This is a genomic window from Streptococcus mitis (assembly GCF_965111725.1).
GTDB classification, from domain to species: domain Bacteria; phylum Bacillota; class Bacilli; order Lactobacillales; family Streptococcaceae; genus Streptococcus; species Streptococcus mitis_DV.
Genome location: NZ_OZ217341.1, coordinates 1,836,105 through 1,852,281, shown reverse-complemented (window position 1 = coordinate 1,852,281; position 16,177 = coordinate 1,836,105). Strand labels below are relative to the sequence as shown.

Sequence of the window (16,177 nt, the reverse complement as noted above, 5' to 3'; positions counted from 1 at the left end):
AAGTATAGAAAAAAGGAATCAGATTTTAGAACCTGGTTCCTTTTAAGTTGCTTGATTACATGATGTGAAGCACATGTGCTACAATACCCACTGCGAAGAGGGCAAGGATAATAGTGATTGGAGATACTTTTTTCTTAAGCAAGTACATGCAAAGTAAAGTAAGGAGTAGTCCTGATAATCCAGGAATCAACATATCCAAGTTTTGTTGGAAAGTAGTAACTTTTTCAGGAGTTTGAGACAATCCTTGTCCTACTTGTGCGAATGCTTCTTGGATACCTTTAGACCCTTCTGGTAATTTATCCCAATGGATATAAGCCTTTTCATCTAGTTGAACTTTAGAAACATCGAAAGCAAATTTAATATTTACCCAGCGTTGAACAAGGACAGCAAGAATGAACATCCCAAGGATAGAAGCTCCTTTAGTGATGTCTTGAAGGATACCGCCAGACATATCTTTAGTGATTTCTGATCCAGCCTTGTATCCAACCTCTTGAACATACCACAAGAATGACATACGAATCAAGTTCCATGCGACAAAGAAGAGGAGTGGGCCCAAGATATTACCAGTAAGGGCAAGTGAAGCACCGAGTGATCCAAGGATTGGGCGTACTGTAAACCAGAATACTGGGTCACCGATACCAGCAAGAGGTCCCATCATACCGATTTTAACCCCTTGGATAGCAGCGTCGTCGATTTCAACACCGTTAGCACGTTCTTCTTCAAGCGCAAGAGTAACCCCCATGATTGGAGCAGCTACGTATGGATGAGTGTTGAAGAACTCAAGGTGACGCTCAAGAGCAGCGATTTGATCTTCTTTTTTAGTATAGAGTTTTTTGATAGCTGGAATGAGTGTATAAGCCCAGCCCAAGTTTTGCATCCGTTCAAAGTTCCAAGACCCTTGTAAGAAGGTTGAACGCCACCAAACTTTTTTACGATCTGATTTAGTTAATTGAAGTTTTTCAGTCATGATGTTTTCAGTCCTTTCTTATCTTAGTAGTCTTCTAGGATATCGCCGATTGGGTCGTTAGAAGTTGCAGCTCCTCCGCCACCATTTCCACCAGTTTTAGAAAGGTGAAGGTAGATAAGAGCGATAGCAACACCGATAGCACCAAATCCGATTAGAGTAATGTCTGATACGGCAGCAAGAACGAAACCAAGAGCGAAGAATGGCCATACTTCACGAGTTGCCATCATATTGATAACCATGGCGTAACCAACGGCAACGACCATACCACCACCGATAGCCATACCATCTTTGAGCCAGTCTGGCATAGCACTAAGGATACTTTGTACAGTTTCAGTTGGTACCATAAGGAGAAGAGCTGCAGGAAGCGCAATACGAAGTCCTTGGAAAAGTAGCGCAATAAAATGCGCACGCTCCACAGCGCCGAAGTCACCTTTTTTAGCGGCAGCATCTGCAGTATGAACCAAACCAACTGAGATTGTACGAACAATCATAGTTAAGAATAGACCAGCAACGGCAAGAGGGATAGCAACCGCTTGGGCAACACCGATACCTGTCTTGGTAAAGTCACCACCAAGAACCATGATAATGGCAGCAGCGACAGAAGCAAGTGCAGCATCAGGAGCGATAGCAGCACCGATATTTGACCAACCAAGGGCAATCATTTGAAGAGAACCACCGAGGATAATCCCTGCTTCCAAGTGACCTGTTACAAGCCCAATAAGGGTACAGGCTACAAGTGGTTGGTGAAATTGGAATTGGTCGAGGACACCTTCAAGACCTGCAAGGAAGGCTACAACGACTACTAAAACCATAGAAATAATAGACATCTTTAAAATCCTTTCATAAATAATGGCTTATTTGACATTGGCTTTGTTAATCAAGTCAAACAAATCTTTTTTGGTGTCGTTTGGTACTTTACGTACGTCAAATTCAACACCGAGGTCACGCATTTTTTCAAATGTAGCAACGTCTTCTTTGTCCATAGACAAAACAGTATTGACCAATGTTTTACCTGTTGAGTGAGCCATAGAACCAACGTTAAGAGTTTTGATTGGCACGCCGCCTTCGATGGCACGAAGGGCATCTTGAGGTGTTTCAAACAAGATAAGGGCATGTGTTTCTCCAAAACGTGGGTCTTTTGAAACCTCAATCAGTTTTTGAATTGGAACCACGTTAGCCTTGACATTACCTGGAGCTGCTTGTTTAATCAATTCTTTACGAAGGTCGTCTTTAGCTACGTTATCTGAAGCAACGATGATACGATTTGCTTTTGAATCTGGAGTCCAAGCAGTTGCAACCTGACCGTGAAGTAGACGTGTGTCGAGACGGGCAAGGTTGATTTTGAGTTTACCGTCTCCGATGACAGTTCCTTCTGGGATAGCAGCTTGGGCAACTGGAACAGCTGCAGCGCTTGCTACTTCCTCAACTGGGTTTAGCTCTTCTGGAAGAGCTTTGATGCCATCTTTGGCTTCTTTAATAATATTCGCAGCGACTTTTTCTACACCTGCAGCAGCGTCCATGAGGCGCTCTGTATAGGCTTGAATCAACATCGGTAAATTAAGTCCTGTGATGATGGCAAACTTACGTTCAGGATTTTCTCCCATCACGCGACTAGCTTGGTTAAATGGAGATCCACTCCAAAGGTCAGCCAAAACTAGAACCTCATCTTCTGCGTCAAATGCAGCAACAGCGTTATTAAACTTAGCGTATAGATCATCAGGACCTTCATTTGGCATAAAGGTTACAACTTGAACCTTTTCTTGTTCACCAAAGATCATAGATCCTGACTGATGAATACCCGCAGCAAATTCGCCGTGGCTCGCAATAATGATTCCGATACTCATTATTGTCATTCCTCCTTTTTGTTGTTTCAGTTTTCATTTAAGAAAACTTTAAGACTTTTTAAGTATAAACCGTTTTCATCTAAAAATCAACTATTTATCATAAAATAATTAAAAAGATTACATCTGAAAATATTGATATATTGAGTTTTAGAGAAGTTTTTTTGAATTCTTATTTAAAAATTTAATATAAAAAAGCTGGAAGAAGCTTCCAACTTTTAAAATAGGTTTCTATTAGATTAGTGGGTGAAGTCGAGTACCATACGTCCTTGGATTTGACCTTTTTCCATTTCGTCGAAAACGGCTACCGCATCTTCTACTGGACGTTTTTGGACAACTGGGACTACCAAACCTTCTGCACCGAATTGGAAGGCTTCTTCCAAGTCTTTACGAGTTCCTACAAGAGAACCGATGACTTGGATTCCATCTAAAACTGTTTTCACGATGCTAAGTTCCATCATTTCAGAGGGAAGACCGACAGCGACGACGCGACCACCAGCACGAACGGAGTCAACAGCCTGGTTGAAGGCAACTTTAGATACAGCAGTTACGACAGCTGAATGAGCTCCTCCATCAGTTTTTTCTCTGATGAGTCCTGGTACATCATCAACTTCTAGGCCGTTAATAACGACATCAGCACCGACTTCCTTTGCAAGGGCAAGTTTGTCATTGTTGATATCAACTGCGATGACATGAGCATTAAATACTTTTTTAGCATATTGAACTGCGAGGTTTCCAAGTCCACCAGCACCGTAAAGAACAACCCATTGACCTGGTTCAACTTTTGCTTCTTTTATAGCTTTATAGGTTGTTACACCAGCACATGTGATAGAAGAGGCTTGGGCTGGATCAAGTCCGTCAGGAACTTTAACAGCATAGTCTGCAGTTACGATACATTGTTCAGCCATACCACCATCTACTGAGTAGCCAGCATTTTTCACTGTACGGCAAAGGGTTTCGCGACCAGTTGTACAGTATTCGCAAGTGCCACATCCTTCAAAGAACCAAGCAACGCTAACGCGGTCACCGACTTTAAGGCTTTTCACATCTGGGGCAATTTCTTTAACGATACCAACACCTTCGTGACCTAGGACACGTCCTGGTACCTGACCGAAGTCGCCATGGGCAACGTGGAGGTCAGTGTGGCAAACACCACAATATTCAATTTCTACAAGTGCTTCTCCAGTTTCAAGTGGACGGAGCACTTTTTCTTCAACAGCAACACCAGTGCTTTCTGGATTTACAACAACAGCTTTCATAGCTATCCTCCTTTATATTGACCGAGAACAGGGACAACGGGACTGGATTGATTTTGTGTCAACAGAGTCGAGTGTGACGAGCTCTCTTGTATTTATATGTGAAGTATATCACAAAAGAAAGCCTTTTCCAAGGTTTTGGAGGCAAAAAGTAGAACAATCGATTAACTGGTTGATGAGACTGTGAAAAGAGCACAAAGACCAGCTCGCAAGCTGGTCAGAATGGACTATAAGAATAAGTCTTGTAGGGTTTTGGCAACACCGTCTTGGTCATTGGTCAGAGAAATTTGCTCATCTGCATAAGGGAGTAGCTCTGGATTGGCATTTTTCATGGCATAGCCCTTCCCAGCAAAAACTAGCATTTCGGTATCATTGTGTTCATCTCCAAAGGCAATCAAATCCTTTTTATCGCGGTTCATTACCTTGAGCAAGTAGTCCAAGGCAAAGGCTTTGTTGACACCTTTTGGGGTACACTCAAGGATATTGAGCGGACCTCCCCAGGTATTGATAGACAGTTGATGCTGGTAGAAGGCGTTCATTTCTTTTGCCAAGGCATATTTGTCACTGGCTCTGGTCTGCAAGAGGATACAGTTAGGGTCCTTGGTCACCAATTCAGGCTTGAATTGATCTTCAGGCTGGAAAGCTTCTACACCAAATAGTTTGGGATTGGCAATTTCTTCATTAGGATTTGTAATGTAGAATTTTTTACGATATTCTCCAGCGATAAAATCGGCTTGAATGTCCTCTGAACGTTGAACCATGTCTAGCAGATATTTTTTGTCTACCGTCAAACACTTTTCAAAATCCCAAACTTGATCTGGTAAATGAGTAAGGGAGCCGTTGAAGTTAATCATAGGAGTGTCTAAGCCTAGTTCACGGTAAAAATCTTTTGACATGCGGTAAGGGCGACCCGTCGTAATAATAACCTGATGGCCTTTTTCAGCAACTTTTTTAATAGTTTCTTTGGTAAAGTTAGAAATCTGACTGTCCGAGTTGAGCAGGGTTCCATCCAGGTCTAGTGCAATAATTTTTTTCGTCATATGAACCTTTCTAGTGTCTTTCCAGATAAGATGTCTTCTATTATAACAAAAAGCAGACAGAAAAGCAGATTCGAAACAAAAAAAGAAATTTCATCAAATTCTTAAATAAATCAAATAAAGATATTGAAAAAGTGAATGATAAATGATATAATTCTATTATTGTTCGTAAAAATTAAAAGGAGATTGATAATGGACAAATTATTTAAACTAAAAGAGAACGGTACAGACGTTCGTACAGAGGTTCTCGCTGGTTTAACAACTTTCTTTGCAATGAGTTATATTCTCTTTGTAAACCCACAAATTCTTTCGCAAACAGGAATGCCTGCTCAGGGTGTCTTCCTCGCAACGATTATCGGTGCAGTTGCTGGTACCCTGATGATGGCCTTCTACGCCAACTTGCCATATGCTCAAGCGCCAGGTATGGGACTCAATGCCTTCTTTACCTTTACAGTTGTATTCGGGCTTGGTTATTCTTGGCAAGAAGCCCTAGCTATGGTCTTCATCTGTGGAATTATCTCATTGATTATCACTTTGACAAATGTTCGTAAAATGATCATTGAATCGATTCCAAATGCCCTTCGCTCAGCTATTTCAGCTGGTATCGGTGTCTTCCTTGCCTATGTAGGGATTAAGAATGCTGGACTTTTGAAATTCACGATTGATCCAGGCAACTATACTGTTGTAGGAGAAGGGGCTGACAAAGCTCAAGCAACGATTGCAGCAAACTCTTCAGCAGTTCCAGGATTGGTCAGCTTTAATAATCCAGCTGTTTTAGTGGCTCTTGCAGGACTTGCTATCACAATTTTCTTTGTCATTAAAGGGATTAAAGGGGGAATTATCCTCTCTATCTTGACAACAACTGTTCTTGCTATCGCAGTTGGTTTGGTAGATTTGTCTAGTATCGATTTTGCTAATAACCATGTTGGTGCAGCCTTTGAAGATTTGAAGACAGTCTTTGGTGCAGCTCTTGGTTCAGAAGGTTTGGGAGCTTTGATTTCAGATACAGCTCGCTTGCCTGAAACGCTTATGGCTATTCTTGCCTTCTCATTGACAGATATTTTTGACACAATTGGTACTTTGATTGGTACAGGTGAAAAAGTTGGTATCGTAGCGACAAATGGTGAAAATCACCAATCAGCTAAGTTGGACAAGGCTCTTTACTCTGACTTGATTGGTACTTCAATTGGTGCCATCGCAGGTACTTCAAACGTAACGACTTATGTTGAGTCTGCTGCTGGTATCGGTGCAGGTGGACGTACTGGTTTGACAGCCTTGGTTGTAGCTATCTGTTTTGCGATTTCAAGCTTCTTTAGCCCACTTCTAGCGATCGTACCAACAGCGGCTACAGCTCCAATCTTGATTATCGTTGGGATTATGATGTTGGCTAGCTTGAAAAATATCCATTGGGACGATATGTCTGAAGCGGTTCCTGCTTTCTTCACATCTATCTTTATGGGATTCAGCTACTCTATCACTCAAGGGATTGCAGTTGGTTTCTTGACTTACACTTTGACTAAACTTGTCAAAGGTCAAGCTAAAGATGTTCATGTCATGATTTGGATTTTGGATGCCTTGTTTATCCTTAACTACATCAGCATGGCCCTATAATAGAATGACCCAGGGGGATTTCCCCCTTTTTTTAATACAAAGTCTAGGAGATGAATGATGGAAGAGAAAAGTATGTGGAAAGAATTGTTGAATCGTGCAGGATGGCTTTTGGTCTTCTTGCTAGCGACAATTTTATATCAGGTTCCTTTAGGGGTTACTGCTATTTTAACTTTAAATGCAGTACCACTGTTGCAGTCAGGACTGATAGTTTCTGGTATTTCGATTGTGATTCTGGTGCTGTTTATTATTGGAGCTCGTAAAACGCAGTTAGCAAGTTTTAATTTTTCTTTTTTTAGAGCGAAGGATTTGGCACGTTTGGGATTAAGTTATTTAGTCATTATCTGTTCAAATATACTTGGTTCCATTTTATTGCAACTATCAAATGAGACGACAACAGGGAATCAGTCTCAGATTAACGACATGGTTCAGAATAGTTCTCTGATTTCCAGTTTCTTCTTGTTGGTCTTGCTTGCTCCAATTTGTGAGGAAATCTTGTGCCGTGGGATTGTTCCTAAAAAGATTTTCCGAGGAAAAGAGAACTTGGGATTTATAGTCGGTACGATTGTGTTTGCTTTATTGCATCAACCAAGTAATTTACCTTCTTTATTGATTTATGGAGGTATGTCGATCGTTCTGTCTTGGACGGCTTACAAGACCCAACGTTTGGAAATGTCTATCTTACTTCACATGATTGTGAATGGGGTTGCTTTCTGTTTGCTGGCTCTCGTGGTGATTTTGAGTCGGACATTAGGGATTTCTGTTTAAGATTTTTGACAATTGCTTACTTGTTTCTACTGGGAAAAAGATGAATGCAATCGTGTCCATTTTTTTCTTTTTATGGTAAAATAGAGAAATAATATGATGAAAAGCCTTGAGGGAGTGACCGATATGTCAAGTAAAGCCAATCATGCAAAGACAGCTATTTGCGGAATTATCAATGTAACCCCAGACTCCTTTTCGGACGGTGGTCAATTTTTTGCTCTTGAGCAGGCACTCCAGCAGGCTCGTAAATTGATAGCAGAAGGGGCTAGTATGCTAGATATCGGCGGAGAATCGACTCGGCCGCGGCCGGGAAGTAGTTATGTTGAGATAGAAGAGGAAATCCAGCGTGTTGTTCCAGTGATCAAAGCTATTCGCAAGGAAAGTGATGTCCTCATCTCTATTGATACTTGGAAGAGTCAAGTAGCAGAAGCTGCTTTGGCTGCTGGTGCCAATCTAGTCAATGATATCACTGGTCTTATGGGTGATGAGAAAATGGCCCATGAGGTTGCTAAGGCTGGTGCGAAAGTAGTCATTATGTTTAATCCAGTCATGGCACGACCTCAGCACCCTAGCTCGCTCATCTTCCCTCATTTTGGCTTTGGTCAAGCTTTTACAGAAAAAGAGTTAGCTGACTTTGAAACATTGCCAATCGAAGACTTGATGGAGGCTTTCTTTGACAGAGCCCTAGCGAGAGCAGAGGAAGCTGGGATTGCTCAAGAAAACATCCTGCTGGATTCAGGAATTGGCTTTGGTCTGACCAAGAAAGAAAATCTGCTTCTTTTACGGGATCTGGATAAACTACATCAGAAAGGCTATCCAATCTTTCTCGGAGTGTCGCGCAAGCGGTTTGTCATCAATATTCTTGAAGAAAATGGTTTTGAAGTCAATCCTGAGACAGAACTTGGTTTCCGCAATCGAGATACGGCTTCGGCTCATGTAACCAGTATCGCTGCGAGACAGGGTGTGGAAGTGGTGCGCGTGCATGATGTAGCTAGTCACAGGATGGCAGTTGAAATTGCCTCCGCTATTCGTCTGGCTGATGAAGCGGAAAATTTAGATTTAAAACAATATAAATAAGATGAAAGAATTTGAAAATAATCAGTGGATTGCTCACTATCGGACGGATCAACCGCATTTTGGCTTGGAACGAATGGTGGAACTGTTAGCTTTGCGTTGCAATCCCCATCTCAAACTCAAGGTTATCCATATCGGAGGAACCAATGGCAAGGGCTCGACCATTGCTTTTTTGAAAAATATGTTAGAAAAGATGGGGCTGAGAGTTGGGGTGTTCAGCTCGCCCTATCTCATTCATTACACAGACCAGATTAGCATCAATGGAGAATCTATCCCAGAAGCGAGGCTAGAAGCCCTCATGGCAGACTATCAGTCTTTGCTGGAGGGAGAAGCGGTCGCCAATTTGCAGGGGACAACCGAGTTTGAGATTATCACAGCTCTGGCCTATGACTACTTTGCCTCAGAGCAAGTAGATGTGGCCATCATGGAAGTGGGCATGGGCGGACTTTTAGATAGTACCAATGTTTGCCAGCCCATTTTGACAGGAATTACAACTATTGGATTGGATCATGTGGCCCTACTTGGTGACACCTTGGAAGCCATAGCAGAGCAGAAAGCTGGTATTATCAAACAAGGTATTCCCTTGGTAACAGGTCGTATCACTCCAGAAGCTTTGGCTGTGATTGACCGCATTGCGGAAGGGAAAGATGTGCCGAGACTTGCCTACGGAACAGATTATCAGGTCAGCCATCAAAAGAGTGTGGTTACAGGGGAAGTCTTTGACTATACCAGTTCTGTCAGACAAGGTCGCTTCCAGACTGGCCTGCTTGGTTTGCACCAGATAGAGAATGCTGGGATGGCCATAGCTTTACTCGATACTTTTTGTCAGGAGGATGGCCGAGAACTAGCAAGCAATGACTTGCTTGCTCAAGCTTTGGAAGAAACAAGTTGGCCAGGGCGTTTGGAAATCGTGTCAAGAGAACCCTTGCTGATTTTGGATGGAGCCCACAATCCCCATGCCATAAAGGCTTTAGTAGCAACCTTGCAAGAACGCTTTGCGGATTATCGTAAGGAAATCCTCTTTACCTGTATCAAAACTAAAGCCTTGGAGGATATGTTGGATTTGCTGGGGACCATGCCAGATACCGAGCTTACTTTGACACATTTTGACGATAGTCGGGCGACTGATGAAAGCGTGCTGGAAGAGGCGGCTAATTCTAGAAATCTCAGCTACCAAGGTTGGCAGGAATTTCTAGAGCAGAAATTGACAGATAAAAAAGAAGAGAAACAAACAGTTAGGATTGTCACAGGCTCCTTGTATTTCTTGAGCCAAGTGAGAGCCTATCTGATGGAGAGGAAGAATGAGAATGGATACACAAAAGATTGAAGCAGCTGTAAAAATGATTATCGAGGCTGTAGGAGAGGACGTTAATCGCGAGGGCTTGCAGGAAACACCTGCTCGTGTCGCTCGTATGTACCAAGAGATTTTTTCAGGTCTTGGTCAAACAGCGGAGGAACATTTGTCAAAATCCTTTGAGATTATTGATGACAATATGGTAGTAGAAAAGGATATCTTTTTCCACACTATGTGTGAACACCACTTCTTGCCATTTTATGGTAGAGCGCATATTGCCTATATTCCAGATGGCCGTGTAGCAGGTTTGTCTAAGCTAGCCCGTACGGTTGAAGTTTATTCGAAAAAACCACAAATTCAAGAACGATTGAATATAGAAGTAGCCGATGCCTTGATGGAGTATCTAGGTGCTAAAGGAGCCTTTGTTGTCATTGAGGCAGAGCATATGTGTATGAGCATGCGTGGTGTTAGAAAACCAGGCACTGCAACCTTGACGACAGTAGCTCGTGGTCTATTTGAAACAGATAAGGACCTTCGAGATCAAGCTTATCGTTTAATGGGACTATAAAAAGAATCCGCTTGAAGCGGATTTTTCTAGAAAGGAATCATTATGGATCAACTGCAGATTAAGGATTTGGAAATTTTTGCCTATCATGGTCTATTTCCTAGTGAGAAAGAATTGGGGCAGAAGTTTGTTATTTCCGCAATCCTATCCTATGATATGACCAAGGCGGCGACAGACTTGGATTTAACGGCTTCTGTCCATTACGGAGAACTGTGTCAGCAGTGGACGACTTGGTTTCAGGAAACGAGTGAAGATTTGATTGAAACGGTAGCTTATAAACTGGTGGAACGTACTTTTGAGGCTTATTCTCTTGTCCAAGAAATTAAGTTGGAACTGAAAAAACCTTGGGCACCGGTGCATTTGCCACTAGATACATGCTCAGTAACCATCCATCGCCGTAAGCAACGAGCCTTTATCGCCCTAGGAAGCAATATGGGAGATAAGCAAGCAAACTTGAAACAAGCCATTGATAAACTGCGAGCTCGTGGCATCCATATTCTTAAAGAGTCCAGTGTCTTGACGACGGAGCCTTGGGGTGGTGTGGAACAGGATAGCTTTGCTAATCAAGTGGTTGAAGTAGAAACATGGTTGCCTGCCCCAGTGCTATTAGAGACCTTGTTAGCCATTGAGTCAGAGATGGGACGGGTGAGAGAAGTGCATTGGGGACCTCGTTTGATTGATTTGGACTTGCTCTTTGTGGAGGATCAGATTCTTTATACAGACGACCTTATTCTGCCTCATCCTTACATAGCGGAACGCCTTTTTGTCCTTGAGTCCTTACAGGAAATTGCACCTCATTTTATCCATCCGATATTAAAGCAACCTATTCGCAACTTGTATAATGCTTTGAAACAATAGAAAAAACTCTAGTTTTCAGTCACTTACAACTGAAGGCTAGAGTTTTTATACTCTTCGAAAATCTCTTCAAACCACGTCAGCGTCGCCTTACCGTAGGTATGGTTACTGACTTCGTCAGTTCTATCCACAACCTCAAAACAGTGTTTTGAGCAGCCTGCGGCTAGCTTCCTAGTTTGCTCTTTGATTTTCATTGAGTATTAAAATAGGTCATTTTCTTCTGGGAGGAGGATAGTTTCTCTACCATCCATGTCTAAAACCAGAACTCTCGGGGGATAAAGAGGGTCGAAAGGATGATTAAAGTCAAAATCAATGGCTGTAGGGAGGTGCTGACTTGAGAAGTGGAAGGTAATCTTTCCTTGATTATTGAGCAATTGAAACTCAAGTTCTTCTTCCAATTCAAAGACATTTTTTAAGAAATGGTCGATGATATACCAAAAAGAGTCAATAACGTCGTCAGGCAAGCTGGTAACAATGCCAAAACTAGCCGACCGCATCTGGGTATTGGTAAAAGCCATATTTCTACCCCCTTTCTTTCCCTTATCATACAGCAAATAGGATTAAAAATCAAGAAAAGGTGATTTTTTAAGAAGGATTTTAGCTACAGGAAGAAATAAGGAAAAAATCCCAAAAATCTCCCGAAATTAATAGGTAAATTCCCAAATTAACTTGATTATATGACTTTCAGTTATTTTGAGAAGTTACGGTTTAGAAAAATATTTTTTATATCTATTGACTTTTAGGGGTGAAATTTGGTATTATAGTAGGCGGTATTGTTTACCCCATTTGAAAGGCCCCGGAACCTTCCAAATACTTTTCGATGGGAAGGAACACCCATCACCGTAAACAAAAATCGAACTATATATAGGAGAAATCATGAACAAAACAACATTTATGGCTAAACCAGGCCAAGTTGAACGTAAATGGTACGTAGTTGACGCAACTGATGTACCACTTGGACGTCTTTCTGCAGTAGTTGCTAGCGTACTTCGCGGAAAAAACAAACCAACATTTACACCACATACTGATACAGGTGACTTTGTGATTGTTATCAATGCTGAAAAAGTTAAATTGACTGGTAAAAAAGCAACTGATAAAATCTACTACACTCACTCAAACCACCCAGGTGGATTGAAACAAATCTCTGCAGGTGAACTTCGTTCTAAAAATGCAGTACGTTTGATCGAGAAATCAGTTAAAGGTATGCTTCCACACAATACACTTGGACGCGCTCAAGGTATGAAGTTGAAAGTATTTGTTGGAGCTGAGCACACTCACGCTGCACAACAACCAGAAGTTCTTGATATTTCAGGACTTATCTAAGGAAAGGAACAATAAAGTATGTCACAAGCACAATATGCAGGTACTGGACGTCGTAAAAACGCTGTTGCACGCGTTCGCCTTGTTCCAGGAACTGGTAAAATCACTGTTAACAAAAAAGATGTTGAAGAGTACATCCCACACGCTGACCTTCGTCTTGTCATCAACCAACCATTCGCAGTTACTTCAACTGCAGGTTCATACGACGTTTTCGTTAACGTTGTAGGTGGTGGATACGCTGGTCAATCAGGAGCTATCCGTCACGGTATCGCTCGTGCCCTTCTTCAAGTAGACCCAGACTTCCGCGATTCATTGAAACGCGCAGGACTTCTTACACGTGACTCACGTAAAGTTGAACGTAAAAAACCAGGTCTTAAGAAAGCTCGTAAAGCATCACAATTCTCAAAACGTTAATCAATACGATTATATCAACGTTTCAAAGCACTCAAAAGTTTACCTTATGGGTGCTTTTTTCGTGTTTTTTTGAAAAGTTTACCTCAAAGTTCACCTTATTTTTACCTTATTGTTTTAGAGACTTTAAAGCAAATTCACCAACTGCCATAGGAACTACATTAGAAGTATTGACATAAATCTGAGTTGTACCTGTATCGCTATGTGTTAGTGCTTCAGAAATAGCTTCTAAGCTCATTCCTGCTTGTTTAGCAAGTGTTGCTCCTGTATGGCGTAATTTATGAGGTGTAGCATGTGTCAGTTCTTTATGTCGCTTTCTAATACTTTTCATTTTGTTGTTTAGATAGTCAGCATGTAAAGGCTTATTGATGTTTCCTTTTGTGTCGATATATGTAAAAACAAATTGTTCTGGATTACTGATGATGCCAAACTTTGCCAGTTCATATTTTTGTTGTTCTTTCCAAGAGGTAAGGAGTTGAAGTAAGTCATTAGAAATAGAGAAAATAGTTTTCTTATTTCCCTTAGTAGATTTTACTTGTCCATATCTATCTAAAGCTTGAATTAGCTGAATCTGCGATTTTGAAAAGTCTATATGTTTCCATTGGAGAGCATAGGTTTCAGATTTTCTATCGCCTAAGAAAAAAGTAAGATAAAATAGGACATAATCTTTAAGGGTTATTTTATCATTCTCTAAATCTTCTTGAAATGCTGAGAACCATTCTTGGAGTTGTTCATGAGTTAGATATAAATCTTCCTCTCTCTTTGACTCTGCAAGTTGAATCTTTTTAGTGGCCTTTATTCTTCTTAATATTTTTGCAACTTTATTAGCTTCTATATACTCAAGTTCTTCTGCCCAGTCAAAAATGGAAATCACATAGCTACGTAAAGATTTGAAGTTTGCATATTCATTAGCCTTAGACGTCATTAGATTTAGGATAACCTGCTTGTTTTGATTTAGAAACTGTATCGTATAGTTTCCAAGAAGTGGTAGTATATGTTTTTCAAAACAGGTTTTGGTATTAGCAACTGTTGACCTACTTGGTGGTTTAGAAGTAGATGTAGTTTGTCCTGCTTTATAAGAGTCCCACCAGATATTGTTATAGAAGTCTGAGAAAAGAATATCTCCTTTTGCTAGTCCTGTAAACTCATTATCTTCTATTTGATTTAACTTAGTAAGCAAGTCTATCTCAGCTTGTCTTGCCTCCTTCCTTGTTTTAAATCGCTTATCGTAATAGTTGCTATTAACGATACCAAGTGGCATTCGTGCTTCTATTGGGATATAGATTTTTAAGCGATAAGTACCGTTTTTTGTCTTACTGATAGTCATGATATTCTCCTTGTGTATCGAACCAGAAAATATCATGACTATTATAAAACAAAAATATAGATATTTCTAGTTTTGTGAGTAAAGCCAAGAATTAATGGCTTCTTTATTGAATCTAATCAACTTCCCTATTTTAATGTAAGGTAATCCTTGCTTAATCCAACTGTCAAGAGTATTGTTAGAGATACTCAAGTAATTACAAGCCTGTTGTTTATTTAAAAATGGACTATCAAGATTGCTATTGTTCAACCTATTTTCAATCTCTTTTTTGATTAGTTCAGCAAGTAGACGCTGAATTTGTTGAACTTGTTCATCTGGTAAAATGACTTGCATGTATTCCTCCAATGTATGGTATAATAGAGGTATCAAGAGATACCCTATTTACTTTTCTTGATTATCTGCAACCTCGTCCTCGCTCGCCAAAGTTTCGGACGGGGTTTTTGTTTTGTCGTATTCCCAGATATCCCATTGGTTGTTAAGTCCAATTTTTGAAACTAACATGGACAGTAGTTCTTCTTTACTCTTCATTTCGTTGTCAGATGTGAAATCGTAAGATAGATAAACTTCATGTCCAACCTCTGGGATTCGTCTCCTATTGTTTGAGAATCTTTCAGGATGAGATTCGGCAAAAATAAGTTCGTCACTCGTACCTTTTACTGTTACCAATTGCTCGATTCTTCTAACGTATTGCGATAAATCTTCTTGGAAGTTTCCTTTAGTATGGTAGAAGAAAGTTAAAGGATGTTTAGAACTTGTGATAATGATGACCTTGGAAGCAGCTGTTTTATTTTGATAACGTGCAGACACTGGACTGATACTATATGGATCTAAAACTTTTAACCAATCGGATGCGGTTAAGCTATCCCCTCGAACATCATCAAGTAGTAGGATTTCTTCTCCGTTTACTTCATCAAACATGTTAGTACCTGCGGTCAAGACTGACTGCCACTTTTGACCATTTAGTTTTGCTAGCTGAACGATATCTTTGGTTAACTCTTTTGCAAACGTTGATTTTCCAAGACCAGATTTACCATAGATGAAAATAACAGTCTTTTTAAACTCTTTGTGTTCAAGTTCATATTTTACTTTGGCACTTTTAATTTCCCCAACAGTCCTAATAGCATCGTTTATTCTAACTCTATGCACTGTATACAGCGTGTGATATTTCTTATTAAGCAGAATTTCCTGTTTGGTGATATTCTCGTTCAGAATGTTATCAATTAATAAATCGATATCTTCATAACTTTGTTGAACTTCTTTTTTAGCTTTTCCTTTAAGCCAACTCTCTTTCCTTTGATGATAGACTTCTAAGTAGTTGGTTCCTATCAAAGTGAATACCTCATCAGGGGAATATTGATACTTATCTTTATCCTTTGCATGAATTAAGTAAGCTAACAAGTTATCGTAGCCATATCTTCCAGACTTCGTTTTTTCGAGATGCTGTTTTGCTAATCCGATTTTTTTGGCTAAAGTGGATAGTGTTGCACCTTTTTTAAACTTTAGTAAAGCGTGAATGTGTGATTTGGCAAGTTCGGTAGTTGTTTCTTGAAGTTCATTGTTAAATACTACAGATGTGTCTTTGTCATGCTTAATTGCATATGCTTCAGAAACTGTTGCCACTTCACTAACTCTTCTAACAATCTCCTCGAGAATTTTTTCAATATCCGCTGATTCAAGTAGTTCTTTATTCCAGTCATCATCCCAGAAGCCATTTGAGAATTGTTGCGTTAATAGCACTGATGTTAAAGTTGTTTCTTTTTTATTATTTTCCATAAATAATAATCCTTTCAATTTTAATTATTCTTTTAATTATTCTTTTAATTATTCTAGTGTTAGACTATTGACAAGCCCTAGTCTAAC

Annotated in this window: 18 protein-coding genes; 8 read left to right on the top strand and 10 right to left on the bottom strand. The window is 40.3% G+C overall.

All coding sequences use genetic code 11. The features are described 5' to 3' along the window. Window positions 1-55 precede the first annotated feature (55 nt). The 5 genes from ACLV7Q_RS08960 to ACLV7Q_RS08940 all read right to left on the bottom strand — a co-directional run bounded on the left by ACLV7Q_RS08960 (window position 56) and on the right by ACLV7Q_RS08940 (window position 5,104). Window positions 56-967 carry a PTS system mannose/fructose/sorbose family transporter subunit IID gene (locus ACLV7Q_RS08960; protein ID WP_050222832.1) on the bottom strand — a complete coding sequence of 304 codons (912 nt, stop codon included), beginning with the start codon at window positions 965-967 and terminating at the stop codon, window positions 56-58. Window positions 968-990: 23 nt separating this feature from the next. Continuing rightward, window positions 991-1,794, bottom strand: a complete 804-nt coding sequence (locus ACLV7Q_RS08955; protein ID WP_050222833.1) for a PTS mannose/fructose/sorbose transporter subunit IIC — start codon at window positions 1,792-1,794, stop codon at window positions 991-993. Between the two features lie 27 nt (window positions 1,795-1,821). After that, entirely contained in the window at window positions 1,822-2,811 is a 990-nt protein-coding gene (locus ACLV7Q_RS08950) for a PTS sugar transporter subunit IIB (RefSeq protein WP_218757833.1), read from the bottom strand. 236 nt (window positions 2,812-3,047) lie between these two features. After that, a complete protein-coding gene (gene adhP / locus ACLV7Q_RS08945) occupies window positions 3,048-4,067 on the bottom strand; it encodes an alcohol dehydrogenase AdhP (protein WP_218757834.1) in 1,020 nt (339 codons plus the stop codon). 224 nt (window positions 4,068-4,291) lie between these two features. Further along, window positions 4,292-5,104: a Cof-type HAD-IIB family hydrolase gene (locus tag ACLV7Q_RS08940; RefSeq protein ID WP_218757835.1), complete on the bottom strand. Its 813-nt coding sequence runs from the start codon at window positions 5,102-5,104 to the stop codon at window positions 4,292-4,294. Between the two features lie 189 nt (window positions 5,105-5,293). Here ACLV7Q_RS08940 and ACLV7Q_RS08935 point away from each other — a divergent pair, with 189 nt between their 5' ends. The 6 genes from ACLV7Q_RS08935 to folK all read left to right on the top strand — a co-directional run bounded on the left by ACLV7Q_RS08935 (window position 5,294) and on the right by folK (window position 11,265). Further along, window positions 5,294-6,712 carry an NCS2 family permease gene (locus ACLV7Q_RS08935; RefSeq protein WP_000359286.1) on the top strand — a complete coding sequence of 473 codons (1,419 nt, stop codon included), beginning with the start codon at window positions 5,294-5,296 and terminating at the stop codon, window positions 6,710-6,712. Between the two features lie 57 nt (window positions 6,713-6,769). Continuing rightward, complete coding sequence (locus ACLV7Q_RS08930) at window positions 6,770-7,477, top strand: CPBP family intramembrane glutamic endopeptidase (protein WP_218757836.1); 708 nt, start codon at window positions 6,770-6,772, stop codon at window positions 7,475-7,477. Between the two features lie 93 nt (window positions 7,478-7,570). Continuing rightward, complete coding sequence (folP, locus tag ACLV7Q_RS08925) at window positions 7,571-8,551, top strand: dihydropteroate synthase (protein ID WP_218757837.1); 981 nt, start codon at window positions 7,571-7,573, stop codon at window positions 8,549-8,551. A 1-nt stretch (window position 8,552) separates the two neighbouring features. Continuing rightward, window positions 8,553-9,875: a bifunctional folylpolyglutamate synthase/dihydrofolate synthase gene (locus ACLV7Q_RS08920; protein ID WP_218757838.1), complete on the top strand. Its 1,323-nt coding sequence runs from the start codon at window positions 8,553-8,555 to the stop codon at window positions 9,873-9,875. Then, window positions 9,856-10,410, top strand: coding sequence for a GTP cyclohydrolase I FolE (gene folE, locus ACLV7Q_RS08915; protein ID WP_061827444.1), 555 nt, complete (start codon window positions 9,856-9,858; stop codon window positions 10,408-10,410). The genes ACLV7Q_RS08920 and folE overlap by 20 nt, the downstream gene beginning before the upstream one ends. A gap of 42 nt (window positions 10,411-10,452) precedes the next feature. Beyond that, window positions 10,453-11,265: a 2-amino-4-hydroxy-6-hydroxymethyldihydropteridine diphosphokinase gene (gene folK / locus ACLV7Q_RS08910; RefSeq protein ID WP_218757839.1), complete on the top strand. Its 813-nt coding sequence runs from the start codon at window positions 10,453-10,455 to the stop codon at window positions 11,263-11,265. Window positions 11,266-11,288: 23 nt separating this feature from the next. Here folK and ACLV7Q_RS08905 read toward each other — a convergent pair whose 3' ends face one another. Beyond that, entirely contained in the window at window positions 11,289-11,456 is a 168-nt protein-coding gene (locus ACLV7Q_RS08905) for a hypothetical protein (RefSeq protein WP_225904742.1), read from the bottom strand. Between the two features lie 6 nt (window positions 11,457-11,462). Beyond that, window positions 11,463-11,780, bottom strand: a complete 318-nt coding sequence (locus ACLV7Q_RS08900; RefSeq protein WP_000886037.1) for a DUF960 domain-containing protein — start codon at window positions 11,778-11,780, stop codon at window positions 11,463-11,465. Between the two features lie 358 nt (window positions 11,781-12,138). Between ACLV7Q_RS08900 and rplM the strand changes: the two genes are divergently transcribed. Both rplM and rpsI read left to right on the top strand, forming a co-directional pair. Then, a complete protein-coding gene (gene rplM, locus ACLV7Q_RS08895) occupies window positions 12,139-12,585 on the top strand; it encodes a 50S ribosomal protein L13 (protein WP_001044624.1) in 447 nt (148 codons plus the stop codon). An 18-nt stretch (window positions 12,586-12,603) separates the two neighbouring features. Next, window positions 12,604-12,996, top strand: coding sequence for a 30S ribosomal protein S9 (rpsI, locus tag ACLV7Q_RS08890; protein WP_000075964.1), 393 nt, complete (start codon window positions 12,604-12,606; stop codon window positions 12,994-12,996). Window positions 12,997-13,102: 106 nt separating this feature from the next. On the opposite strand, the gene ACLV7Q_RS08885 is transcribed toward rpsI, so the two are convergent. The 3 genes from ACLV7Q_RS08885 to ACLV7Q_RS08875 form a co-directional block, all read right to left on the bottom strand. Next, a complete protein-coding gene (locus tag ACLV7Q_RS08885) occupies window positions 13,103-14,320 on the bottom strand; it encodes a site-specific integrase (RefSeq protein ID WP_218757840.1) in 1,218 nt (405 codons plus the stop codon). 66 nt (window positions 14,321-14,386) lie between these two features. Continuing rightward, window positions 14,387-14,650, bottom strand: a complete 264-nt coding sequence (locus ACLV7Q_RS08880; protein ID WP_218757841.1) for a helix-turn-helix domain-containing protein — start codon at window positions 14,648-14,650, stop codon at window positions 14,387-14,389. Window positions 14,651-14,698: 48 nt separating this feature from the next. Continuing rightward, on the bottom strand, window positions 14,699-16,090 hold the full coding sequence (locus ACLV7Q_RS08875) for a Rep family protein (protein ID WP_218757842.1): 1,392 nt from the start codon (window positions 16,088-16,090) through the stop codon (window positions 14,699-14,701). Window positions 16,091-16,177: the final 87 nt, after the last annotated feature.

Coding starts and splice junctions, on each gene's coding strand:
- ACLV7Q_RS08960 (WP_050222832.1), bottom strand. CDS start 967: ATGACTGAAAAACTTCAATTAACTAAATCAGATCGTAAAAAAGTTTGG.
- ACLV7Q_RS08955 (WP_050222833.1), bottom strand. CDS start 1,794: ATGTCTATTATTTCTATGGTTTTAGTAGTCGTTGTAGCCTTCCTTGCA.
- ACLV7Q_RS08950 (WP_218757833.1), bottom strand. CDS start 2,811: ATGAGTATCGGAATCATTATTGCGAGCCACGGCGAATTTGCTGCGGGT.
- adhP (WP_218757834.1), bottom strand. CDS start 4,067: ATGAAAGCTGTTGTTGTAAATCCAGAAAGCACTGGTGTTGCTGTTGAA.
- ACLV7Q_RS08940 (WP_218757835.1), bottom strand. CDS start 5,104: ATGACGAAAAAAATTATTGCACTAGACCTGGATGGAACCCTGCTCAAC.
- ACLV7Q_RS08935 (WP_000359286.1), top strand. CDS start 5,294: ATGGACAAATTATTTAAACTAAAAGAGAACGGTACAGACGTTCGTACA.
- ACLV7Q_RS08930 (WP_218757836.1), top strand. CDS start 6,770: ATGGAAGAGAAAAGTATGTGGAAAGAATTGTTGAATCGTGCAGGATGG.
- folP (WP_218757837.1), top strand. CDS start 7,571: ATGATGAAAAGCCTTGAGGGAGTGACCGATATGTCAAGTAAAGCCAAT.
- ACLV7Q_RS08920 (WP_218757838.1), top strand. CDS start 8,553: ATGAAAGAATTTGAAAATAATCAGTGGATTGCTCACTATCGGACGGAT.
- folE (WP_061827444.1), top strand. CDS start 9,856: ATGGATACACAAAAGATTGAAGCAGCTGTAAAAATGATTATCGAGGCT.
- folK (WP_218757839.1), top strand. CDS start 10,453: ATGGATCAACTGCAGATTAAGGATTTGGAAATTTTTGCCTATCATGGT.
- ACLV7Q_RS08905 (WP_225904742.1), bottom strand. CDS start 11,456: ATGAAAATCAAAGAGCAAACTAGGAAGCTAGCCGCAGGCTGCTCAAAA.
- ACLV7Q_RS08900 (WP_000886037.1), bottom strand. CDS start 11,780: ATGGCTTTTACCAATACCCAGATGCGGTCGGCTAGTTTTGGCATTGTT.
- rplM (WP_001044624.1), top strand. CDS start 12,139: ATGAACAAAACAACATTTATGGCTAAACCAGGCCAAGTTGAACGTAAA.
- rpsI (WP_000075964.1), top strand. CDS start 12,604: ATGTCACAAGCACAATATGCAGGTACTGGACGTCGTAAAAACGCTGTT.
- ACLV7Q_RS08885 (WP_218757840.1), bottom strand. CDS start 14,320: ATGACTATCAGTAAGACAAAAAACGGTACTTATCGCTTAAAAATCTAT.
- ACLV7Q_RS08880 (WP_218757841.1), bottom strand. CDS start 14,650: ATGCAAGTCATTTTACCAGATGAACAAGTTCAACAAATTCAGCGTCTA.
- ACLV7Q_RS08875 (WP_218757842.1), bottom strand. CDS start 16,090: ATGGAAAATAATAAAAAAGAAACAACTTTAACATCAGTGCTATTAACG.